Origin of the sequence: Kitasatospora sp. NPDC089913 (genome assembly GCF_044748625.1) — a bacterium.
Classification (GTDB): domain Bacteria; phylum Actinomycetota; class Actinomycetes; order Streptomycetales; family Streptomycetaceae; genus Kitasatospora.
This window is the reverse complement of the sequence record NZ_JBIVGI010000011.1, coordinates 178,765-201,597: the sequence shown is the minus strand read 5'-3', so window position 1 is coordinate 201,597 and position 22,833 is coordinate 178,765. Positions and strand designations below refer to the sequence as shown.

Genomic DNA, 22,833 nt, shown 5'->3' with positions numbered 1-22,833 from the left:
CGATGGCGATCGGATACGACGAGGTCGAGGTCGGCACCGCGCTGCCGGCGCAGTCCTTCCCGGTGACCCGGGCCGCGCTGGTGCAGTACGCGGGCGCCTCCGGCGACTTCAACCCGATCCACTGGAACGAGAGGGTCGCGCTGGAGGTCGGCCTGCCGGACGTCATCGCGCACGGCATGTTCACCATGGCCGAGGCGGTCCGGGTGGTGACCGACTGGGTCGGCGACCCGGCCGCGGTGGTCGAGTACGGCGTCCGCTTCGTCCGCCCGGTGCCGGTGCCCGACGACGGCACCGGCTCGGTGGTCGAGGTCAGCGGCAAGGTGGCCAAGCTGCTCGACGACGGCAAGGTCCAGGTCGACCTGCTGGCGACCTACCAGGGCCAGAAGGTGCTCGGCATGGCCAAGGCGGTCGTCCGGCTCGGCTGAGCCCGGCCGGGCGTGCACCCCGGGCGTGCCCGCCCCCGCCCCGCCCCCGCCCCGTGCGGGGCCGGGCGGGCGCGGGCTCCCCGTACCCTGGGGGCGTGCTGGAAGAACTCGACGCCCCCCTCGCCCCGCTGACCACCCTGCGGCTCGGTGGCCCGGCCCGCCGCCTGGTGACCGCGCACACCGACGACGAGGTGATCGCCGCCGTGCGCGCCGCGGACGCGGCGGGGCAGCCGCTGCTGGTGCTCGGCGGCGGCTCCAACCTGGTGATCGGCGACGCCGGTTTCCCCGGCACGGTGCTGCGGATCGCCACCACCGGCTTCGCGCTGGACGGCACCGTCCTGGAGCTGGCGGCCGGCGAGGTCTGGGCCGACGCGGTGGCCCGCGCGGTCGGGGCAGGACTGGCCGGGATCGAGTTCCTCGCCGGCATCCCCGGCTCGGCCGGCGCCACCCCGGTGCAGAACGTCGGCGCCTACGGCCAGGAGGTCGCGCAGACGATCACCGAGGTGGTCGCCTACGACCGCCGGGCCGACGAGGTGGTCACCCTCCCCAACGCCGAGTGCGCCTTCTCCTACCGGCACAGCCGCTTCAAGGCGGACCCCGAGCGCTACGTGGTGCTGCGGGTCCGCTTCGGGCTGGAGGACGCCGCCGGGCTCTCCACCCCGGTGCGCTACGCCGAGGTCGCCAAGCACTTCGGGGTCGCCCAGGACGAGCGGGTCGGCCTGCGGGCGGCGCACGAGGCCGTGCTCGGGCTGCGGGCGGGCAAGGGCATGGTGCTGGACCCGGCGGACCACGACACCTGGTCGGCGGGCTCCTTCTTCACCAACCCGGTGCTGGGCCCCGAGCAGTACGCGGCCTTCCTGGCGCTGGCCGCCGAGCGGGAGCTGACCGCACCCGCCTATCCGGCGCCGGACGGCCGCACCAAGACCTCGGCCGCCTGGCTGATCGACCGGGCCGGCTTCGGCAAGGGCTACGGGAGCGGCCCGGCGACCCTCTCCACCAAGCACACCCTGGCGCTCACCAACCGCGGCGCGGCCACCACCGAGGACCTCCTCGCACTCGCCCGGGAGATCCGGGACGGGGTGCGGGCGGCCTTCGGGGTGGAGCTGGTGAACGAGCCGGTGATGGTCGGCGTCAGCCTCTGAGTCGCCGGCGCCACCGCAGCAGCAGCAGCCGCCACCACCACCGGCCTCAGGCCGTCAGCCAGGCGTCGATGTCCGCCAGCAGTTCCTTCCGCACGCTGTCCGGCGCGACCGAGCCGCGCACCGACTGCCGGGCCAGCTCGGCCAGCTCGGGGTCGGAGAAGCCCAGCACGTCCCGGGCCAGGTCGTACTGGTCGGCGAGCCGGGAACCGAACAGCAGCGGGTCGTCCGCGCCGAGCGCCAGCGGCACCCCGGCGTCGAACAGCCGTCGCAGCGGGACGTCCTCCGGGCGCTCGTAGACGCCCAGCGAGACGTTCGAGGACGGGCAGACCTCGCAGGTCACCTGGCGGTCGGCCAGCCGCTGCATCAGCCGCTCGTCCTCGGCGGCCCGCACCCCGTGGCCGATCCGGCCGGCGCCGAGGTCGTCCAGGCAGTCCCGGACGGACTCCGGGCCGGCCAGTTCGCCGCCGTGCGGGGCGGCCAGCAGCCCGCCCCGGCGGGCGATGTCGAAGGCCCGGTCGAAGTCGCGGGCCAGCCCGCGGCGCTCGTCGTTGGACAGGCCGAAGCCGACCACGCCCCGGTCGGTGTAACGGACGGCGAGCCGGGCCAGGGTCCTGGCGTCCATCGGGGACTTCATCCGGTTGGCCGCGACCAGGACCCTGATGCCGACCCCGGTGGCGGCGGCGGCCTGCTCCACCGCGTCCAGGATCAGTTCCAGGGCCGGGATCAGCCCGCCCAGCCGGGGCGCGTAGGAGGTCGGGTCGACCTGGATCTCCAGCCAGCGGGAGCCGTCCCGCCGCTCGTCCTCGGCGGTCTCCAGGACCAGCCGGCGGATGTCCTCCTCGTCGCGGAGGACCGAGCGGGCGGTGTCGTAGAGGCGCTGGAACCGGAACCAGCCGCGTTCGTCGGTGGCCCGCAGCCGGGGCGTCCCGCCGGAGCTGAGCGCCTCCGGCAGCCGGACCCCGTGCTTGTCGGCCAGTTCCAGCAGGGTGGCCGGGCGCATCGAGCCGGTGAAGTGCAGGTGCAGGTGGGCCTTCGGAAGGTCCCTGACGTCTCGCGGGTTCAGCAGGCGTTCCATTCACGAATCCTGCCGTATCGGGGCCCCCTACGGGAACCGCCCTCTTCCCGGCCCCCGAAGGGGTGAAAAGAGGGCGGTCCGGTCAATCGGCGTTGACGTCACGCGTCCGGGGCACCACGAGCGGGCCCGGGGCGGGGAGGGTTCAGCGGGCCTCGGCCAGCAGCTTCTGGATCCGGCCGACACCCTCGGCGAGGTCGGCGTCGCCCAGCGCGTAGGAGAGCCGCAGGTAGCCGGGGGTGCCGAAGGCCTCGCCGGGAACGACCGCGACCTCGACCTCGTCCAGGATCAGCGAGGCCAGCTCGGCGGAGGTCTGCGGACGCTGCCCGCGGATCTCCTTGCCCAGCAGGGCCTTGACGGACGGGTACACGTAGAAGGCGCCCTCGGGCTCGGGGCAGACCACGCCGTCGATCTCGTTGAGCATCCGGACGATGGTGCGGCGGCGCCGGTCGAAGGCGGTGCGCATCTCGTGGACGGCGGAGAGGTCGCCGGCGACGGCGGCCAGGGCGGCGCGCTGGGCCACGTTGGAGACGTTCGAGGTGGCGTGCGACTGCAGGTTGGTCGCGGCCTTGATCACGTCCTTGGGACCGATCACCCAGCCCACCCGCCAGCCGGTCATCGCGTAGGTCTTGGCGACACCGTTGACCACGACGGTCTTGTCCGCGAGCTCCGGCAGCAGGGCCGGCAGCGAGACGAACTCCGCGTCGCCGTACACCAGGTGCTCGTAGATCTCGTCGGTGAGGACCCACAGCCCGTGCTCCACGGCCCAGCGGCCGATCGCCTCGGCCTCGGCCCGGGTGTACACCGCGCCGGTCGGGTTGGACGGCGAGACGAAGAGCACCACCTTGGTGTTCTCGGTGCGGGCGGCCTCCAGCTGCTCGACCGAGACCTTGTAGCCGGTGGTCTCGTCGGTCACGACCTCCACCGGCACACCGCCGGCCAGCTGGATCGACTCCGGGTAGGTGGTCCAGTACGGCGCCGGGACGATGACCTCGTCGCCCGGGTCGAGGATCGCCGCGAACGCCTCGTAGATCGCCTGCTTGCCGCCGTTGGTCACCAGCACCTGGGAGGCGTCCACCGCGTAGCCGGAGTCGCGCAGCGTCTTGGCCGCGATCGCCTCCTTGAGCTCCGGCAGGCCGCCGGCCGGGGTGTAGCGGTGGTTCCTCGGGTCGCGGCAGGCCTCGACGGCCGCCTCGACGATGTAGTCCGGGGTGGGGAAGTCCGGCTCGCCGGCGCCGAAGCCGATGACGGGCCGGCCGGCCGCCTTGAGGGCCTTGGCCTTGGCGTCCACGGCGAGGGTGGCGGACTCGGCGATCGCGCCGATCCGGGCGGAGACGCGGCGGTCGGCGGGGCGGACGGAACGGTCGGGCTGCGGGGTGGAAGCGCTCATGCCTGCATGGTCGCAGACCGCACACCGCCCGGGCATGGCGGTTTCACGATATGTACGGGACCGTCCGGATGGCGGCCGGGTGGGGACCGGGTGGGGGCCCGGTGACGGCCCGAAAAAGAAGAGGTTCGACCAAACGCCCTTCGACCCCGTACACTCACTGATCGACGGCCACCGAACGAACCGGAGCCTCCACCACCGCACCGAAACAGTGCGGAGTCCGGTGGAAGATACGGTAGGTTGGTCGTCACTACTGGGGCCGCGAGGTTCCGTAGGGCAATAGCTCAATTGGTAGAGCACCGGTCTCCAAAACCGGCGGTTGGGGGTTCAAGTCCCTCTTGCCCTGCTGCTTGATCCGTACTCAGCCCGTTCGCTCCACAGAGCGAGCGGGCTTGATGCGGAGAGGGCGCCGATCAGCACCGCTAGCCGGCCGCTCGTGCCTCTTCGGGTACGCAGTCGACGCTCGGCAGGACCCGGATTCAGGTGAGGACGAGTGACGGAGACCACGGGCTCCACCGCAACGCCTGAGAGCGGCAACCCCGAGGGGGCCGACGGCGCTGCCGAGACCACCCCTGCGGAGGGTGATTCGCGCCGCAAGCGCTCTGGCGACAAGAAGTCCGGCAAGCGGGGCAAGAAGGGCGTCTTCGCGCGCCTCGCCCTCTTCTACCGGCAGATCATCGCCGAGCTGCGCAAGGTCGTCTGGCCGACCCGCAACCAGCTGGTGAGCTACACCACGGTCGTGGTCGTGTTCGTCGTGGTCGTGATGGCCTTCGTGTCCGGCCTCGACTACGGCTTCTCCAAGGCCGCCCTCTGGATCTTCGGCTGACCAAGCCGTTCCACCTGTGCGTACAACCTCCCGACCCGGGCCGGTCCTCGGCCCGGGTCGAGCTGTCTGCGTCGGAGGTACGGGGCCGCTACCGTTGACTCGGTACTGTTGAAGTCTTCGAGGCGAACTTCCGGCGACCGCGTGAGCGGAGCGGAGCCGGACCGTCGCGGAGCGTGCCACCTTCACCATCTCCAGGAAAGAAGCAGCCACCGTGTCTGAGTCCCCCCTGTACGACGCCGACGAGACCGTCCTCGAGGCGGATGTCGCCGCCGAGGACGCGGCCGAGCTGGCTGACGCCGTCGAGTCCGACGAGCAGCAGATCGTGGACGCGGTCGACACCGACGAGGACGAGGTCGAGGCGTTCGACGAGGCCGAGGCCGGCGAGCCGGCCGAGGACGTCGCGCTGCACGTGGAGACCGAGGAGGAGCTCGTCGAGGACGCCGCCGACGAGGACACCGAGGGCGACGAGGACGAGGCCGCCGCCGAGGAGACCGAGGAGGAGGCCGTCGAGGTCGACCCGGTCGCCAAGTTCCGCGAGGACCTCCGGTTCATGCCCGGCGAGTGGTACGTGATCCACACCTACGCCGGTTACGAGAACCGGGTGAAGCAGAACCTGGAGCAGCGCGCGGTCTCCCTCAACGTCGAGGAGTACATCTTCCAGGCCGAGGTGCCGCAGGAGGAGGTCGTCCAGATCAAGAACGGCGACCGCAAGACCATCCGCCAGAACAAGCTCCCCGGCTACGTCCTGGTGCGCATGGACCTCACCCCGGAGTCCTGGGGCGTCGTGCGCAACACCCCCGGTGTCACCGGCTTCGTCGGCAACGCCTACGACCCGTACCCGCTGACCCTGGACGAGGTCGTCAAGATGCTCGCCCCCGACGTCGAGCGCCAGGCGGCCAAGGAGGCCGGCAAGCCCTCGCCGGTCAAGCCCAGCGAGATCCAGGTCCTCGACTTCGAGGTCGGCGACTCGGTCACCGTCACCGACGGTCCGTTCGCCACCCTGCAGGCGACCATCAACGAGATCAACCCCGACTCGAAGAAGGTCAAGGGCCTGGTCGAGATCTTCGGCCGGGAGACCCCGGTCGAGCTCTCCTTCGACCAGATCCAGAAGAACTAGTCCCATCGTCTTCGGATTCGGGGCGGGCCCGCGGGCCCGCCCCGAATCCGTTTTGGTCCAGCGACGCCGAGGCGTTAGCCTGGTCCGATGTGTGTGCTGGCGACCGGGTGTCGCCCCGTGTCCGCACGCACCAGCAATCACCTCTCGGAAGGACCCGGAGAGACATGCCTCCCAAGAAGAAGAAGGTCACGGGGCTTATCAAGCTCCAGATCAACGCCGGCGCGGCGAACCCGGCCCCGCCGGTCGGCCCCGCGCTGGGTCAGCACGGCGTCAACATCATGGAGTTCTGCAAGGCCTACAACGCCGCGACCGAGTCGCAGCGCGGCATGATCGTGCCGGTGGAGATCACGGTCTACGAGGACCGTTCCTTCACCTTCATCACGAAGACGCCGCCGGCCGCGCGCCTCATCCTGAAGGCCGCCGGCATCGAGAAGGGCTCGAGCGAGCCGCACAAGACCAAGGTCGCGAAGCTCACCGCCGCCCAGGTCCGCGAGATCGCCACGACCAAGATGCCCGACCTGAACGCCAACGACCTGGACGCCGCGTCCAAGATCATCGCCGGCACCGCCCGGTCGATGGGCATCACGGTCGAGGGCTGAGAACCTCCCTTCCCGTCAGGGAAAAGTTGATTCAGCCGTCCCTGTGGTAGGGCCCGCGCAGGCCCGTGACACCACAACTCCATTCACCATTCAGGAGCAGCTATGAAGCGCAGCAAGGCCCTGAAGGCCGCGGACGCCCAGGTCGACCGCGAGCGCCTTTACGCCCCCCTCGAGGCCGTCCGCCTCGCCAAGGCGACCAGCACCAGCAAGTTCGACGGCACCGTCGAGGTCGCCATGCGTCTGGGTGTCGACCCGCGCAAGGCCGACCAGATGGTCCGCAGCACCGTGATCCTCCCGCACGGCACCGGTAAGACCGCTCGGGTCCTGGTCTTCGCGACCGGCGAGCGTGCCGAGGCCGCGCGTGCTGCGGGCGCCGACATCGTCGGTGCCGACGAGCTCATCGACGAGGTCGCGAAGGGCAAGCTGGACTTCGACGCCGTCGTCGCCACCCCGGACCTCATGGGCAAGGTCGGCCGCCTCGGCCGCGTGCTCGGTCCCCGTGGTCTGATGCCGAACCCGAAGACCGGCACCGTCACCCCGGATGTCGCCAAGGCTGTCAACGACATCAAGGGCGGCAAGATCGAGTTCCGCGTCGACAAGCACTCGAACCTGCACTTCATCATCGGGAAGACCTCCTTCACCGACGAGCAGCTGGTCGAGAACTACGCCGCCGCGCTGGACGAGGTGCTCCGCGCCAAGCCGTCCGCCGCCAAGGGCCGCTACATCAAGAAGACCGCGTTCTCGACCACCATCGGCCCCGGCATCCTGGTGGACCCGAACCGCACCCGCAACCTCCTCGTCGAGGAGGACCCGGCCGCGGTCTGATCGCAGCCGACCTTCGTACGGCGGGCCCGTACCCCCTTCGCCGGGGGTGCGGGCCCGCCGTCGTTTCCCGATCGATACCCCCTGCCGGGGGAACGGGCACACGGTCCGTCGTACGCTCGGCCGGTCCGCCCGCGCGTTCCCGGCCGAGGGAGCCCGCCGCCGTCCGACCGCCGGAGTGTGCCGTGCCCGCCGTTCGCCCCGCCGCCAAGGGGGCGGCCCTGCTGCTGCTCGCCGCCGGCCTCACCGCGTGCAGTGTGCTGGCCGTCTCCGGCGACCGCACCCCGATCAGCGACCGGCCCACCGTCCGGCCGCCCCGGCAGGTGCTGCTGTCCGCCTCGCAGCGGCTGGACGACGCGGGCGGGGCACGGATCCAGGCGGTCGAGGAGGGACCGGCGGGGCGGCGGAGCGCGAGCGGCACGGTGTCCTGGGGCGCCCACGACTCGGCCGAGCTGACCGTCACCGACGAGCTGGGCACCGGGCTGCTGCGGGGCCGGGACGGTGCCCTGGACCTCGGCTACGCCGGTGCGGCGCCGCGCTCCGCGGACCGGGACCGGGCGGAGTCGCTGGACCCGCGTGCCGTCCCCGGCGGACCGACCGGCTGGTCCGGCGGCTGGATCACGGGTCTGCTGGCCAACCCGGGCGGGTCGGCCCGCCTGATGGCGCTGGCCGGCAAGCTCACCCCGCTGGGCGGCGAGGAGCTGAACGGCGGGACGGTCGCGCACTACCGGGGCGCCGCACCGGTGGCGGACTACTTCGGCGCCGAGGAGGGGCTGAGCCCGGCCAGGCTGAACGAGAGGCTCGACTACTACGAGCGGCGCGGGGTCGCCGCCGTCGAGTACGACTTCTGGGTGGCGCCGGGGGACCGGCTGCTGCGGGTGCGGTCCACGGTCAGGGGCGCCTCCGGCGCCGTGGTGACCACCACCGACATCGCCGAGGGGGCCGAGCCGGCCGAGGGCGCCACCGACGCGCCCACCGCGCCGCCGGCCTCCGCGGGCTGAACCGGCCGGTCCGGGACGGTCGGTGCGGCCGAGTGGCGGGGGGTGCCAGGGAGCCGCGCGGGACCGGGTGGCAAGGTGGGCGGGAGCGGACGGGCCGGCCTGGGTGGCCGTCCGCCGAGGACGGATCCGACGGGGAGGCCTGGATGGCGGTGCGGCAGCGGCTGGCGGCGGTGGTCGCCGTCGCGGTGCTGGCGGGCGGCCTGAGCGGGTGCGGCGGGGCGGACGGCCCGGCCCCGGGCGGCTCGTCGAGCGCGTCCGGCGCCCCGACGCCGACACCCAGCAGCGCCTCACCGACCTGGCCGGCCAAGCCGACCGACCGCTCCCCGCACGGCGTGCTGCTCTCGGCCCAGCTGGCCATGCAGACCGCGCGCCGGGCCAAGGTGAGCTACCGGCTGGGCTCGGACGCCGGCTCCGGCCCGCTGTTCTGGCAGCCGAAGACCGCGCTCCAGGTCAAACGTTCCACCCCGGCGGCGGCCGAGCAGCTGATCGTCGTGGACACCGTCGCCTACGAGGGCGGTGACGCGGCCACCGCGGCCCGGCTGGGCGGGCGGCACTGGGAGCGGTTCGCCGGGGCGCCGGGCCCGGACGGGCACCGGGAGATCCCGTACGCCGGGCTGATCGACCTGCTCAACCCGGTGGTGGCGCTGGCCGCCGCGACCGCCGAGGGGACCACCGCCCAGTACGTCGGCGAGGAGAAGTTCGAGGACTCCGCGGTGGAGCACTACCGGGTGAGTACCGACGCGGCCCGTTACGCGGCGGCGCAGACCCAGCTGAGCCAGGTCCGCCGGGAGGGCCTGCGGACCGCGCTGGCGCCCGGCGGCTCGGCCTCGCTCGTCCTGGACCTCTGGCTGAACGACAAGGACCAGCTGGTCCGGCTGCAGCGGACCGGGGCGGGCGACAGCGGCCGGCTCGACGACTCGGTGCTCTACACCGAGCCCGGCGGCCCGCTCTCGGCGCAGGCCCCGGCCGAGTCGGACACCGTGGACACCGGCACCCGCAGCACCCCGCCGACGGCCCGCTGAGCCGGCCGGGCGGTCGCGACCAGGGGCGATTTGCCCCGGACGGCGGCATCCGGCTACTGTGTCGGAAGCCAAAGACCGCTGGTTGTCGCGCCGCCCCCGTCAGGGAGTGCGTGACCGAAGGATCCGCGCCTCGTGCGCGGGCAGCCCGCGCAGGATTGTTTGGAGCTTCGACCTCCGGGTCGCGTGCCTCGCATGCGGACCCGTCGAGTTCGCCACGAGCCCCGTGCGCCTGCGCACCGGGGCTCATCTGCTTTTCCGCAGAGGTTCTCCTCCGTCCGGCGGTCCGAGGCGCGAATGGTCGACTCTCGCGGTCGGCCTGATTTCGACATCACGGAAGGAGGCGTAAGCCTATGGCTAGGCCCGACAAGGCTGCTGCCGTCGCCGAGATCACGGAGCTTTTCCGTGGCTCGAACGCTGCGGTGCTGACCGAGTACCGCGGTCTGACGGTGAAGCAGGTCAAGACCCTGCGTCGCTCGCTGGGCGAGAACGCCCAGTACGCCGTGGTGAAGAACACGCTGACCAAGATCGCGGCCAATGAGGTCGGGATCACGGAGCTCGACGACCTGTTCGCCGGTCCGACGGCTGTCGCCTTCGTCACCGGTGACCCGGTGGAGTCGGCGAAGGCTCTGCGTGACTTCGCCAAGGAGAACCCTGCTCTCGTCATCAAGGGCGGTGTCCTTGACGGTAAGGCGCTGTCCGCCGACGAGATCAAGAAGCTCGCGGACCTCGAGTCCCGCGAGGTGCTGCTCGCCAAGCTGGCGGGTGCCATGAAGGGCAAGCAGTCGCAGGCTGCCGCGCTCTTCCAGGCCCTGCCCTCGAAGCTCGTCCGCACGGTCGAGGCGCTTCGGGAAAAGGTCGAGCAGGGCGGTGCCGGTACGCCGGCTCCCGCCGCCGAGGAGACCGCGGCCGAGTGATCGGCCGAGGCCCTGCCTCGCTGCGGGCCCGTACGCCCGCCAACCCGTACATCCGGCACCACCTGCCGATTTAGTGGAAGGACGCCAATCATGGCGAAGCTGTCCCAGGACGAGCTGCTCGCGCAGTTCGAGGAGCTCACCCTCATCGAGCTGGCCGCGTTCGTGAAGGCCTTCGAGGAGAAGTTCGACGTCACCGCTGCCGCTCCGGTCGCCGTTGCCGGCATCGCCGGCCCGGGCGCCGTGGCCGAGGCCGTCGAGGAGCAGGACGAGTTCGACGTCATCCTCGATGGCCCGGGCGACAAGAAGATCCAGGTCATCAAGGAGGTGCGCACCCTGACCTCCCTCGGCCTGAAGGAGGCCAAGGACCTCGTTGACACCGCTGGTGCCAAGGTTCTGGAGAAGGTTGCCAAGGACGTTGCCGAGAAGGCCAAGGCCGCTCTCGAGGGCGCCGGCGCCAAGGTCACCGTCAAGTGACTCGCCGCCCCCTCTGAGGGGGCAGTGGGCCGGGCCGATCACCCTTGCGGGTGGTCGGCCCGGCTTTTTGCGTTTCCGGCCCCGCCCGGCCGGTGGCCGCTTCCCGGCCGCCCCCGGCCTGCCCCCGGCCGTTCCCCGGTCCGCCCCCGGCCTGCGCCCGCCCCGCATCCGCCCCGTCCCCGGCGGGTCCGCGGCCGGACACACCGGCGTGGCCGATCGAGCACTCGGCACTGTCGGTGCGGACGGGTATGGTGATCGCTGTCATCGGCTACGGCCCCGACCACGGCTTCTGTAACGCCGGGGTGGCCCGGAGCGATGAACGGGACGAGGCCCGCACCGGAGGCGGGCCCTTGACGAACCCGGCGGGCGCGCGCGATTCTCGAGGCGCGAGTCCGCCCCGGTTGGTCGACCGCCGGATGCATAACCGGCGGCTCCGGAGGGAAGTGACTCCACGTGAGTCGTGGGCCCGGACGAGTCCGGGCCGCTGCAGTACCCGGAGGGCGTTCGCGCCCGACGGCTACCGGGAGGAGTCTCCGATTCGGTCTCCGAATCAGAGCTGGACAGCAGTGTCGCCTTTGGCTACACTGTCCCTTTGCGCTGCCTGTTAGCTGCTCCGTGACTCGTCGCCCGGAGTTTGCGTTGCCCTGAAGGGGTCTGGCACCGCCTCCGCAAAGCGGCTCTGACCTGAGGTTTCGACCTCGGCGGAGGCCGGTGGCGCGGAGGTGGGACCGAGCCCGTGAAGGCCCGGCCGGTACGCGCGTAGTGAGCTCCGAGCCCTCGGAAGGACCCCCCTCTTGGCCGCGCCGCGCAACGCCTCGAACAATTCCGCCGCATCCACCGCCCCGCTCCGCGTCTCGTTCGCGAAGATCAAGGAGCCCCTCGAGGTCCCTAACCTCCTGGCCCTGCAGACCGAGAGCTTTGACTGGCTGCTCGGCAACGCGGCCTGGAAGACCCGGGTCGAGCGGGCGCTGGACAACGGTCAGGACGTCCCCACGAAGTCCGGTCTGGAGGAGATCTTCGAGGAGATCTCCCCGATCGAGGACTTCAGCGGGTCGATGTCGCTGACCTTCCGCGACCACCGTTTCGAGCCGCCGAAGAACTCCATTGACGAGTGCAAGGACCGCGACTTCACGTACGCGGCCCCGCTCTTCGTCACGGCCGAGTTCACCAACAACGAGACCGGTGAGATCAAGTCTCAGACGGTCTTCATGGGCGATTTCCCGCTCATGACCCACAAGGGCACGTTCGTGATCAACGGCACCGAGCGTGTCGTCGTGTCGCAGCTCGTCCGCTCGCCGGGCGTGTACTTCGACTCCACCCTGGACAAGGTGTCCGACAAGGACATCTACTCCTGCAAGGTCATCCCCTCGCGCGGTGCCTGGCTCGAGATGGAGATCGACAAGCGCGACATGGTCGGCGTCCGCATCGACCGCAAGCGCAAGCAGTCGGTCACCGTGCTGCTCAAGGCCCTCGGCTGGACCAACGAGATGATTCTCGAGGAGTTCGGCGAGTACGAGTCGATGCGCGCCACCCTGGAGAAGGACCACACCCAGGGCCAGGACGACGCGCTGCTCGACATCTACCGCAAGCTGCGTCCCGGGGAGCCGCCGACGCGCGAGGCCGCGCAGACGCTGCTGGAGAACCTGTACTTCAACCCGAAGCGCTACGACCTCGCCAAGGTCGGCCGCTACAAGGTGAACCGCAAGCTCGGCAACGCCGAGTCGCTGGACTCCGGTGTGCTCACCGAGCCCGACATCATCAACGCGATCAAGTACCTGGTCAAGCTGCACGCCGGCGAGGTCGACTGGCGTGACGAGACCGGCCGCGACATCGTGGTCGAGGTCGACGACATCGACCACTTCGGCAACCGCCGCCTGCGCAACGTGGGCGAGCTCATCCAGAACCAGGTCCGTACGGGTCTCGCCCGCATGGAGCGCGTCGTGCGCGAGCGCATGACCACCCAGGACGTCGAGGCGATCACGCCGCAGACCCTGATCAACATCCGGCCGGTCGTCGCCTCCATCAAGGAGTTCTTCGGCACCAGCCAGCTGTCGCAGTTCATGGACCAGACGAACCCGCTGTCGGGCCTGACCCACAAGCGCCGTCTGTCCGCGCTCGGCCCCGGTGGTCTGTCCCGTGAGCGGGCCGGCTTCGAGGTCCGTGACGTGCACCCCTCGCACTACGGCCGCATGTGTCCGATCGAGACCCCCGAAGGCCCGAACATCGGTCTGATCGGCTCGCTCGCCTCCTACGGCCGGGTCAACGCGTTCGGCTTCATCGAGACCCCGTACCGCAAGGTCATCGAGGGTGTCGTCACCGAGCAGGTCGACTACCTGACCGCCGACGAGGAGGACCGCTTCGTCATCGCGCAGGCCAACGCCCCGCTGACGGCGGAGCTGACCTTCGCGGAGCCGCGTGTCCTGGTCCGCCGCCGCGGCGGCGAGATCGACTACATCCCCGGCACCGAGATCGACTACATGGACGTCTCGCCGCGCCAGATGGTGTCGGTCGCGACCGCCATGATCCCGTTCCTCGAGCACGACGACGCCAACCGCGCGCTCATGGGCTCGAACATGATGCGCCAGGCGGTGCCGCTGCTGAAGAGCGAGGCTCCGCTGGTCGGTACCGGCATGGAGTACCGCTGCGCCGTCGACGCCGCGGACGTCATCACCGCCGAGAAGGCCGGTGTCGTCCAGGAGGTCTCGGCCGACTACGTCACCGTGGCCAACGACGACGGCACGTACACCACGTACCGCGCCGCCAAGTTCACCCGCTCCAACCAGGGCACCGCCTTCAACCAGAAGGTGCTCGTGGACGAGGGCGCCCGGGTCGAGTCCGGCCAGGTGCTCGCCGACGGTCCTTGCACCGACGAGGGCGAGATGGCCCTCGGCAAGAACCTGCTGGTGGCGTTCATGTCCTGGGAGGGTCACAACTACGAGGACGCGATCATCCTGTCGCAGCGCCTCGTGCAGGACGACGTCCTCTCCTCGATCCACATCGAGGAGCACGAGGTCGACGCCCGTGACACCAAGCTGGGCCCCGAGGAGATCACCCGGGACATCCCGAACGTCTCCGAGGAGGTCCTCGCCGACCTCGACGAGCGCGGCATCATCCGCATCGGCGCCGACGTCGTCACCGGCGACATCCTGGTCGGCAAGGTCACGCCCAAGGGCGAGACCGAGCTGACCCCGGAGGAGCGCCTGCTCCGCGCGATCTTCGGCGAGAAGGCCCGTGAGGTCCGCGACACCTCGCTGAAGGTGCCGCACGGTGAGTCCGGCAAGGTCATCGGCGTCCGCGTCTTCGACCGCGAAGAGGGCGACGAGCTGCCCCCGGGCGTCAACCAGCTGGTCCGCGTCTACGTGGCCCAGAAGCGCAAGATCACCAACGGTGACAAGCTCGCCGGCCGTCACGGCAACAAGGGCGTCATCTCGAAGATCCTGCCGGTCGAGGACATGCCGTTCCTGGAGGACGGCACCCCGGTCGACATCATCCTCAACCCGCTGGGTGTCCCGTCCCGAATGAACCCGGGACAGGTCCTGGAGATCCACCTCGGGTGGCTCGCCAAGCAGGGCTGGGACGTCTCCGGCCTCGCCGACGAGTGGGCCCAGCGCCTCCAGGCGATCGGCGCCGACCAGGTCGACGGTGGCACCAACCTCGCCACCCCGGTCTTCGACGGCGCCCGCGAGGACGAGATCACCGGCCTGCTGGACCACACCACCCTCACCCGTGACGGTGAGCGCCTGGTGAACTCCACCGGCAAGGCCCGGCTGTTCGACGGCCGCTCCGGCGAGCCGTTCCCGATGCCGGTCTCGGTCGGCTACATGTACATCCTCAAGCTGCACCACCTGGTCGACGACAAGCTGCACGCCCGTTCGACCGGCCCGTACTCCATGATCACCCAGCAGCCGCTCGGTGGTAAGGCGCAGTTCGGTGGTCAGCGCTTCGGTGAGATGGAGGTGTGGGCCCTCGAGGCGTACGGCGCGGCCTACGCGCTGCAGGAGCTCCTCACCATCAAGTCCGACGACGTTCTCGGCCGTGTGAAGGTCTACGAGGCCATCGTCAAGGGCGAGAACATCCCCGAGCCCGGCATTCCCGAGTCCTTCAAGGTGCTCATCAAGGAAATGCAGTCGCTCTGCCTCAACGTGGAGGTGCTGTCCTCGGACGGCCAGTCCATCGAGATGCGGGACTCCGACGAGGACGTGTTCCGCGCCGCCGAGGAGCTCGGCATCGACCTGTCCCGGCGCGAGCCGAGCAGCGTCGAAGAGGTCTGACGGAGGCCGGGCCGGCCGCTCACCGAGCGGCCGGCCCGCCCCCAGGCCCCCCTCAGACCACATGAACGACTCTCGACTTACGAAAGAGGGCTTGACGACCAGTGCTTGACGTCAACTTCTTCGACGAGCTCCGCATCGGCCTGGCCACCGCCGACGACATCCGCCAGTGGTCGCACGGCGAGGTCAAGAAGCCGGAGACCATCAACTACCGCACCCTGAAGCCCGAAAAGGACGGACTCTTCTGCGAGAAGATCTTCGGTCCGACCCGGGACTGGGAGTGCTACTGCGGCAAGTACAAGCGCGTCCGCTTCAAGGGCATCATCTGTGAGCGCTGCGGCGTCGAGGTGACCCGCGCCAAGGTGCGCCGTGAGCGGATGGGCCACATCGAGCTGGCCGCCCCGGTCACCCACATCTGGTACTTCAAGGGTGTGCCGTCCCGCCTCGGCTACCTGCTGGACCTGGCGCCGAAGGACCTCGAGAAGGTCATCTACTTCGCCGCCTACATGATCACCTGGGTGGACGACGAGCGCCGTCAGCGCGACCTGCCGTCCCTGGAGGCGCACGTCTCGGTCGAGCGTCAGCAGATCGAGAACCGTCGCGACTCCGACCTCGAGACGCGCGCCAAGAAGGCCGAGACCGACCTCGCCGAGCTGGAGGCCGAGGGCGCCAAGGCCGATGTCCGCCGCAAGGTGCGCGAGGGCGCCGAGCGCGAGATGAAGCAGCTGCGCGACCGCGCGCAGCGCGAGCTCGACCGCCTCGACGAGGTGTGGGCCCGCTTCAAGAACCTCAAGGTCCAGGACCTCGAGGGCGACGAGCTGCTCTACCGCGAGCTGCGCGACCGCTTCGGCACCTACTTCTCCGGCTCGATGGGCGCGGCGGCCCTCAAGGACCGCCTCGAGACCTTCGACCTGGCGGAGGAGTCCGAGCGCCTGCGCGAGATCATCCGCACCGGCAAGGGCCAGAAGAAGACCCGTGCGCTCAAGCGCCTCAAGGTCGTCTCCGCGTTCCTGCAGACCACCAACAAGCCCAACGGCATGGTGCTGGACTGCGTCCCGGTCATCCCGCCGGACCTGCGTCCGATGGTGCAGCTGGACGGTGGCCGCTTCGCGACCTCCGACCTGAACGACCTGTACCGCCGTGTCATCAACCGCAACAACCGCCTGAAGCGGCTTCTCGACCTCGGCGCGCCCGAGATCATCGTGAACAACGAGAAGCGCATGCTCCAGGAGGCCGTCGACGCGCTGTTCGACAACGGCCGCCGCGGCCGTCCGGTCACCGGTCCGGGCAACCGCCCGCTGAAGTCCCTCAGCGACATGCTGAAGGGCAAGCAGGGTCGTTTCCGCCAGAACCTGCTCGGCAAGCGAGTCGACTACTCGGCCCGTTCGGTCATCGTCGTCGGCCCGCAGCTCAAGCTGCACCAGTGCGGTCTGCCCAAGGCCATGGCGCTGGAGCTCTTCAAGCCGTTCGTGATGAAGCGCCTGGTCGACCTGAACCACGCGCAGAACATCAAGTCGGCCAAGCGCATGGTCGAGCGCGCCCGCCCGGTCGTGTGGGACGTCCTCGAAGAGGTCATCGCCGAGCACCCGGTCCTGCTGAACCGTGCGCCCACCCTGCACCGCCTCGGCATCCAGGCCTTCGAGCCGCAGCTGGTCGAGGGCAAGGCCATCCAGATCCACCCGCTCGTCTGCACCGCGTTCAACGCGGACTTCGACGGTGACCAGATGGCCGTCCACCTGCCGCTCTCCGCGGAGGCGCAGGCCGAGGCCCGCATCCTGATGCTGTCCTCGAACAACATCCTGAAGCCGGCCGACGGTCGCCCCGTCACCATGCCGACCCAGGACATGGTGCTCGGTCTGTTCTTCCTGACCTCGGACCGCGAGAACGTGAAGGGCGCCGGCCGCACCTTCTCGTCGACCGCCGAGGCGATCATGGCCTTCGACGCCCGCGAGCTGGGTGTCCAGGCCCCGATCGAGCTGCGCCTGCCGATCGGCACCGTGCCGCCGCGCGGCTGGACCCCGCCGCTGGACGAGGACGGTCAGTCGTCCTGGTTCGAGGGCGAGTCCTTCCGCCTGAAGACCACCCTGGGCCGCGCGCTCTTCAACGAGCTGCTGCCCGAGGACTACCCGTTCGTCGACTACGAGGTGGGCAAGAAGCAGCTCTCCGCGATCGTCAACGACCTGGCCGAGCGCTACCCCAAGGTCACCGTCGCGGCGACCCTGGACAACCTGAAGGCGGCCGGCTTCCACTGGTCGACCCGTTCGGGTGTCACCGTCTCGATCTCCGACGTCGTGGTCCCGCCGAACAAGGGCCAGATCCTCGAGGGCTACGAGGCCCAGGCGGAGAAGATCCAGAAGCAGTACGAGCGCGGTCTGATCACCAACGACGAGCGCAAGCAGGAGCTCATCGGCATCTGGACCCGGGCGACCAACGAGGTCGCCGAGGCCATGAACGAGAACTTCCCGAAGACGAACCCCATCTTCATGATGGTCGACTCGGGTGCTCGTGGAAACATGATGCAGATGCGTCAGATCGCCGGTATGCGTGGTCTGGTGTCCAACGCGAAGAACGAGACCATCGCGCGACCCATCAAGGCGTCGTTCCGTGAGGGCCTCTCCGTGCTGGAGTACTTCATCTCCACCCACGGTGCCCGTAAGGGTCTCGCGGACACCGCCCTCCGTACCGCCGACTCCGGCTACCTCACCCGTCGTCTGGTCGACGTCTCCCAGGACGTCATCATCCGCGAGGAGGACTGCGGCACCGAGCGCGGCCTCAAGCTGGCGATCGGCACGGTCGAGAACGGCGTCCTGCGCAAGACGGACGACGTCGAGACCAGCGTCTACGCCCGCATGCTCGCCGAGGACATCACGGTGGACGGCAAGCTGCTGGCCACCGCGAACACCGACCTCGGTGACGTGCTGATCGACGAGCTGATCCGCCACGGCATCAGCGAGGTCAAGACCCGCTCGATCCTGACCTGTGAGTCGGCCGTCGGCACCTGTGCCTTCTGCTACGGCCGCTCGCTGGCCACCGGCAAGCTGGTCGACATCGGTGAGGCGGTCGGCATCATCGCCGCCCAGTCCATCGGTGAGCCCGGTACCCAGCTGACCATGCGTACCTTCCACACCGGTGGTGTGGCCGGTGACGACATCACGCAGGGTCTGCCCCGTGTCGTCGAGCTCTTCGAGGCCCGTACCCCCAAGGGTGTGGCCCCGATCTCGGAGGCCCAGGGCCGGGTCCGCATCGAGGACACCGAGAAGACCCGCAAGCTGGTCGTCACGCCGGACGACGGCACCGACGAGATCGCCTACCCGGTCTCGAAGCGTGTGAAGCTGCTCGTCAGCGAGGGCGAGGCGGTCGAGGTCGGCCAGAAGCTGACCATGGGTGCCACCAACCCGCACGACGTGCTGCGGATCATGGGCCAGCGTGCCGTCCAGATCCACCTGGTCGCCGAGGTCCAGAAGGTCTACAACTCGCAGGGTGTGTCGATCCACGACAAGCACATCGAGATCATCATCCGGCAGATGCTCCGCCGCGTGACGATCATCGAGTCGGGCGACGCCGAGCTGCTCCCGGGCGAGCTCGTCGAGCGCGGCCGCTTCGAGACCGAGAACCGTCGTGTGGTCTCCGAGGGCGGTCACCCCGCCTCCGGCCGTCCGCAGCTGATGGGTATCACCAAGGCCTCGCTGGCCACCGAGTCCTGGCTGTCGGCCGCCTCCTTCCAGGAGACGACCCGGGTCCTCACCGACGCGGCGATCCACGCCAAGTCGGACCCGCTGCTGGGCCTCAAGGAGAACGTCATCCTCGGTAAGCTCATCCCGGCCGGTACGGGTCTGCCCCGCTACCGCAACATCCGGGTCGAGCCGACCGAGGAGGCCAAGGCCGCGATGTACTCGGCCGTCGGCTACGACGACTACGACCTGTCGCCCTTCGGCGCCGGCTCCGGCCAGGCGGTCCCGCTGGACGACTACGACTACGGCCCGTACACCGGCTGAGTCGAAGGTTCCTGATCGCAGGGCGGTCACCCCGGACGGGGTGGCCGCCCTGCGGCGTTCCCGGACTCCGTCGTGCGGGGGAGGGCGGGAGACCGGTCCGGCGGGGGAGGCGTCCGGCGGACCGGGGGCGTCAGGCTCTGGACCGTCGGAACGAGGACGGGCGGAGGACACGGGCATGGACGTGCGACGGGTGCTGGGGGCGGCGGCGATCACCGGGGCGGTGGCGCTGGGTTCGGTCGGCTGCTTCCGGGACGGGGACGAGGGCCGCGACCGGCTGACGGTCTCCTACGGGGTGGCCGGGCCGGTGAACGAGCTGGTGGTGGACGGGCGGGTCGGCGGGATCGAGGTCCGGGCCGGGGACACCCTGCGGGTGGTCGAGAAGCAGGACTTCCGCGGCGACCCGCCGCGGACCGGGCACTCGTTGGTGGACGGCACGCTCCGGCTGTCCTACGACTGCTCGGACTGCGGGGTCGGCTACGAGGTGACCGTCCCGGCCGGCACGGCGGTGCGGCTGAACAGCGCGACCGGCGGGATCCGGCTGCACGGCCTGGCCGGGGAGGTGCAGGCCACGGCCGGCGTCGGCGGGGTGGAGGCGACCGGTCTGACCTCGGCGAAGGTGCGGGTGGTCGCGGAGACCGGCGGGGTCGAGCTGGCCTTCGCCGTGAGCCCGACCTCGGTGGAGGCCCGGGCGGAGATCGGCGGGGTCCGGGTCTCGGTGCCCGGCGGCGAGCCGTACGCGGTCGACGCCGGGACCGACGTCGGCGGGGTCGAGGTGACGGTGCCGCGGCAGGACGGGGCGCCCCGCAGCATCACGGCGCGGGCCGGGACCGGGGGCGTGGCGGTCACCGGTGGCTGAGCCGGGGGGCGGTTCCCTCGCGCGAGCGGCCGGGGCCGGTACCGGTGCTGGTGCTGGTGCTGGTGCTGGTACCGGGGCCGGGGCCGGGGCCGGTCCCGGCGGGGGAGTGCCCACCGCGCTGCCGGTCGGGCATGATCTTCTCCGCGGGGGCGGGTACCCCGGACACGGGGGAGGGGCCATGACCGGACGGGCGGCACAGTGGCGGGCGCGGGCGACCGGGCTCGACCCGCGCGTGGTGGACGGGCTGCTGGCGGCGGTGTCGGCGGCGGTCTCGCTGTGGTCGGTGTCCCAGGACGAGACCGCCCGGCCGTGGTGGGTCTACCTGCTGGCGCTGGGGACGTCCCTGCCGCTGCCCTGGCGGCGGCGGGCGCCGGTCACCGTCCTGGTGCTCAGCGGCGGGCTGTCGGCGGTGCTCTCGGTGCTCGCCCACTCGGCCATGCCGCAGCTGCCGCTGTACGCGGTGATCGCGCTGTACACGGTGGCCGACCGGGCGGGGGAGCGGCAGCGCTGGACGGTGCTGGCGGTGACCGTGGTCGCCAACGTCGTGGGTACGCACTCGCCGAACGGCGCGCTGTTCTCGCTGCTCACCTCGGTCGGGGCGTTCGTGTTCGGCTGCCTGGTGCGGGAGCTGCGCCGGCTGGCGGCGGTGGAGGCGGAGCGGGCCCGGGAGGCCGGGAGGCGGGCGGCCAGTGACGCGGCCCGCGCGGTGGTCGAGGAACGCGCCCGGATCGCCCGGGAGATGCACGACATCCTGGCGCACGCCGTCTCGCTGATGGTGATCCAGGCCGAGGCGGGACCACTGGTGGTGCGCAGCGATCCGGACCGGGCGGTGAAGACCTTCGACACCATCGCCGATGCCGGGCGGGACGCCATGGGCCAGCTGCGGCGGGTCCTCGGGGTGCTGAAGGAGGACGGCGCGGTGCCGGAGCTGGCGCCGCAGCCGCGGCTGGCCGAACTGCCCGTGCTGGCCGAGCGGGTGCGCCGGGCCGGGGTGGTCGTCGAGCTGGAACTCGACGAGCGGGTCGGGCCGGTGCCGGCCGGGGTGGAGGCGGCCGGCTACCGGATCGTGCAGGAGGCGCTGACCAACACGGTCAAGCACGCGGAGGCCGGCCGGATCGGGATCCGGGTGGTCCGGGAGGGGGCGGAGCTGGTGGTGCTGGTGTCCGACAACGGGCGCGGGGTGCGGGCGGACCGGGAGCCGGGCGTCTTCTCCGGCGGCCGGGGGCTGGTCGGCATCCGGGAGCGGGCGGCGGCCTGCGGCGGCCGGGCCGAGGCCGGTCCCGGACCGGGGGGCCGGGGGTTCCTGGTGAGTGCCCGGCTGCCGCTGGGCGGCGGGGAGGTGGTGGGGGCGTGAAGCCGATCAGGGTGGTCGTCGCGGACGACCAGGAGCTGGTGCGGGCCGGGTTCGGGATGATCCTGGACGCACAGCCGGACATCGAGGTGGTCGCCGAGGCGGCGGACGGGGCCGAGGCGGTCGAGGCGGTCCGTGCGCACGGACCGGACGTGCTGCTGCTGGACGTCCGGATGCCGGTGATGGACGGGCTGGAGGCGGCCCGGCGAGTGTGTGCCGAGTACCCGGACACCAAGGTGATCATGCTGACCACCTTCGACATCGACGACTACGTCTTCGACGCGCTGTACGCGGGGGCCAGTGGCTTCCTGCTCAAGGACGTCCGCCGGGACGACCTGGCGCACGGCGTCCGGATGGTGGCCTCCGGGGACGCGCTGCTGGCGCCCTCGGTGACCCGCCGGCTGATCGGCGAGTTCGCCGCCCGGCGTCCCGGCTCCGGAGAGCGCCCGGCCCGGCCGCCGTCCCGGCTGCTGGAGCAGCTCACCGCGCGTGAGCGGGAGACGCTGGTGCTGCTCGCCCGGGGGCTGTCCAACGCCGAGATCGCCGCCGAGCTGGTGGTGAGCGAGCACACGGTGAAGACCCATGTCAGCAATGTGCTGGCCAAGCTGGGGCTGCGGGACCGGGTGCACGCGGTGGTGTTCGCCTACGAGGCGGGCGCGGTGGTGGCCGGCGAACGCTGAGCGCGGGGGCGGGGCGTGCGGTGTCCTCCCCCGCGCGGGGGAGCGGCCGGGTTCGCCGGTGCGGGCGATCCGCGACGAGGGCCCCGGCGGACAGGATCCGTGCTGCCGGCAGTCGCCGGAGCCGTCGGCCGGGCCGGCGGTCCCCGTCCCGTCAGGAGTGCACCGTGAACGCCCTGCCGCCCGCCCGCCCCGTCGTCACCGTCGCCGTCGTCGCCGCCCCCGTGCTGACGGCGCTGTACGGCGGCATCCGGCTGCTGGACGGATCGCGCGACCCCGGCCCCGGCTGGCTGGTCGGCCACAGCCTGCTGCTGCTGGCCCTGCTGCTGTTCGCCCCGCTGCTGTCGGCGCTGGGGCGCGCCCCGGGCCCGCGCCGGACGCCCGGGGGCCGGGTGGCCGGTCGGGTGGCGCTGGGCGCGGCGTTCACCGGGCTCGCCGCCTCGCTGGGGCAGATCGGGATCGACCTGTACGTCGGCGCGGTGGCGGTGGACAAGGCGGACCAGAACCGCCTGTTCGAGGCGGTGCAGAGCCGGCCGGGTGTCGAGCCGCTCTTCTACTCGGCGCTCCCGCTGCTGTTCCACCTGGGGCTGCTGGCGCTGCTGGTGGGAGCCTCGGTCGGGGCCGGCCGGGTGCTGCGCCGGTGGAGTCCGGTGCTGGTGGCCGTCGGGATCGTGCTGTCGGCGGCGGACCTGGCCTTCCTGCCGCTCGCCGCGGTCTGCCAGCTGGTGGCGCTGGCCCCGCTGGCCGGGTTCGGCCGGGGTGCCCGCGGTCCGGTGGCGGCCCGAGCGGCCTGAGCGGCCCGGGCGGCCCGGGCGGCCCGAGCCGCGGTGTCCGGGGCACGGTGACCCGGGCCGGAGACCCGAGGAGACCCGACGTCCGGCAGGG

At 71.2% G+C, this 22,833-nt stretch carries 19 protein-coding genes and 1 tRNA gene; 17 read left to right on the top strand and 3 right to left on the bottom strand.

Features of this window, described 5'->3' with window-relative positions:
- The first annotated feature begins 2 nt into the window (after positions 1–2).
- Both ACIPYS_RS19290 and ACIPYS_RS19285 read left to right on the top strand, forming a co-directional pair.
- A complete protein-coding gene (locus tag ACIPYS_RS19290; protein WP_400747431.1) occupies positions 3–425 on the top strand; it encodes a MaoC family dehydratase in 423 nt (140 codons plus the stop codon).
- A 98-nt stretch (positions 426–523) separates the two neighbouring features.
- On the top strand, positions 524–1,567 hold the full coding sequence (locus ACIPYS_RS19285) for a UDP-N-acetylmuramate dehydrogenase (RefSeq protein WP_400747511.1): 1,044 nt from the start codon (positions 524–526) through the stop codon (positions 1,565–1,567).
- 46 nt (positions 1,568–1,613) lie between these two features.
- Here the strand turns inward: ACIPYS_RS19285 and ACIPYS_RS19280 are convergent, their stop codons facing one another.
- Positions 1,614–2,642, bottom strand: a complete 1,029-nt coding sequence (locus ACIPYS_RS19280; RefSeq protein ID WP_093861685.1) for an adenosine deaminase — start codon at positions 2,640–2,642, stop codon at positions 1,614–1,616.
- 142 nt (positions 2,643–2,784) lie between these two features.
- On the bottom strand, positions 2,785–4,029 hold the full coding sequence (locus ACIPYS_RS19275) for a pyridoxal phosphate-dependent aminotransferase (RefSeq protein WP_400747428.1): 1,245 nt from the start codon (positions 4,027–4,029) through the stop codon (positions 2,785–2,787).
- Between the two features lie 270 nt (positions 4,030–4,299).
- On the opposite strand from ACIPYS_RS19275, the gene ACIPYS_RS19270 reads away from it, so the two are divergent.
- The 12 genes from ACIPYS_RS19270 (at position 4,300) to ACIPYS_RS19215 (ending at position 19,920) form a co-directional block, all read left to right on the top strand.
- Positions 4,300–4,372: transfer RNA gene (locus ACIPYS_RS19270), tRNA-Trp, on the top strand.
- 147 nt (positions 4,373–4,519) lie between these two features.
- The gene (gene secE, locus ACIPYS_RS19265; RefSeq protein WP_093861687.1) at positions 4,520–4,852 is read left to right on the top strand and encodes a preprotein translocase subunit SecE; all 333 of its coding nucleotides are present in this window, start codon (positions 4,520–4,522) and stop codon (positions 4,850–4,852) included.
- Positions 4,853–5,063: 211 nt separating this feature from the next.
- The gene (nusG, locus tag ACIPYS_RS19260) at positions 5,064–5,969 is read left to right on the top strand and encodes a transcription termination/antitermination protein NusG (RefSeq protein WP_400747426.1); all 906 of its coding nucleotides are present in this window, start codon (positions 5,064–5,066) and stop codon (positions 5,967–5,969) included.
- A 164-nt stretch (positions 5,970–6,133) separates the two neighbouring features.
- Positions 6,134–6,568, top strand: a complete 435-nt coding sequence (rplK, locus tag ACIPYS_RS19255; protein WP_093861689.1) for a 50S ribosomal protein L11 — start codon at positions 6,134–6,136, stop codon at positions 6,566–6,568.
- 102 nt (positions 6,569–6,670) lie between these two features.
- Positions 6,671–7,393, top strand: a complete 723-nt coding sequence (rplA, locus tag ACIPYS_RS19250) for a 50S ribosomal protein L1 (RefSeq protein ID WP_093861690.1) — start codon at positions 6,671–6,673, stop codon at positions 7,391–7,393.
- A gap of 182 nt (positions 7,394–7,575) precedes the next feature.
- Positions 7,576–8,391 carry a hypothetical protein gene (locus ACIPYS_RS19245; RefSeq protein WP_400747423.1) on the top strand — a complete coding sequence of 272 codons (816 nt, stop codon included), beginning with the start codon at positions 7,576–7,578 and terminating at the stop codon, positions 8,389–8,391.
- A 143-nt stretch (positions 8,392–8,534) separates the two neighbouring features.
- A complete protein-coding gene (locus ACIPYS_RS19240; protein WP_093861692.1) occupies positions 8,535–9,413 on the top strand; it encodes a hypothetical protein in 879 nt (292 codons plus the stop codon).
- Positions 9,414–9,763: 350 nt separating this feature from the next.
- Entirely contained in the window at positions 9,764–10,327 is a 564-nt protein-coding gene (gene rplJ, locus ACIPYS_RS19235; RefSeq protein ID WP_030393254.1) for a 50S ribosomal protein L10, read from the top strand.
- A 90-nt stretch (positions 10,328–10,417) separates the two neighbouring features.
- The gene (gene rplL, locus ACIPYS_RS19230) at positions 10,418–10,801 is read left to right on the top strand and encodes a 50S ribosomal protein L7/L12 (protein WP_093861693.1); all 384 of its coding nucleotides are present in this window, start codon (positions 10,418–10,420) and stop codon (positions 10,799–10,801) included.
- Positions 10,802–11,595: 794 nt separating this feature from the next.
- Positions 11,596–15,072 (top strand): DNA-directed RNA polymerase subunit beta, encoded by a 3,477-nt coding sequence (gene rpoB / locus ACIPYS_RS19225; RefSeq protein ID WP_030393256.1) that lies wholly within the window; start codon positions 11,596–11,598, stop codon positions 15,070–15,072.
- A 101-nt stretch (positions 15,073–15,173) separates the two neighbouring features.
- Positions 15,174–19,064, top strand: coding sequence for a DNA-directed RNA polymerase subunit beta' (locus tag ACIPYS_RS19220; protein WP_093861694.1), 3,891 nt, complete (start codon positions 15,174–15,176; stop codon positions 19,062–19,064).
- 175 nt (positions 19,065–19,239) lie between these two features.
- Entirely contained in the window at positions 19,240–19,920 is a 681-nt protein-coding gene (locus ACIPYS_RS19215; protein ID WP_400747419.1) for a hypothetical protein, read from the top strand.
- On the opposite strand, the gene ACIPYS_RS19210 is transcribed toward ACIPYS_RS19215, so the two are convergent.
- Positions 19,907–20,053, bottom strand: a complete 147-nt coding sequence (locus ACIPYS_RS19210; RefSeq protein WP_400747417.1) for a hypothetical protein — start codon at positions 20,051–20,053, stop codon at positions 19,907–19,909. The genes ACIPYS_RS19215 and ACIPYS_RS19210 overlap by 14 nt on opposite strands.
- Positions 20,054–20,098: 45 nt before the next feature.
- Between ACIPYS_RS19210 and ACIPYS_RS19205 the strand changes: the two genes are divergently transcribed.
- The 3 genes from ACIPYS_RS19205 to ACIPYS_RS19195 all read left to right on the top strand — a co-directional run bounded on the left by ACIPYS_RS19205 (position 20,099) and on the right by ACIPYS_RS19195 (position 22,742).
- The gene (locus tag ACIPYS_RS19205) at positions 20,099–21,274 is read left to right on the top strand and encodes a sensor histidine kinase (RefSeq protein ID WP_400747415.1); all 1,176 of its coding nucleotides are present in this window, start codon (positions 20,099–20,101) and stop codon (positions 21,272–21,274) included.
- 56 nt (positions 21,275–21,330) lie between these two features.
- The gene (locus ACIPYS_RS19200) at positions 21,331–21,951 is read left to right on the top strand and encodes a response regulator transcription factor (RefSeq protein WP_231978826.1); all 621 of its coding nucleotides are present in this window, start codon (positions 21,331–21,333) and stop codon (positions 21,949–21,951) included.
- Between the two features lie 164 nt (positions 21,952–22,115).
- On the top strand, positions 22,116–22,742 hold the full coding sequence (locus tag ACIPYS_RS19195) for a hypothetical protein (protein ID WP_400747413.1): 627 nt from the start codon (positions 22,116–22,118) through the stop codon (positions 22,740–22,742).
- Positions 22,743–22,833 lie beyond the last annotated feature (91 nt).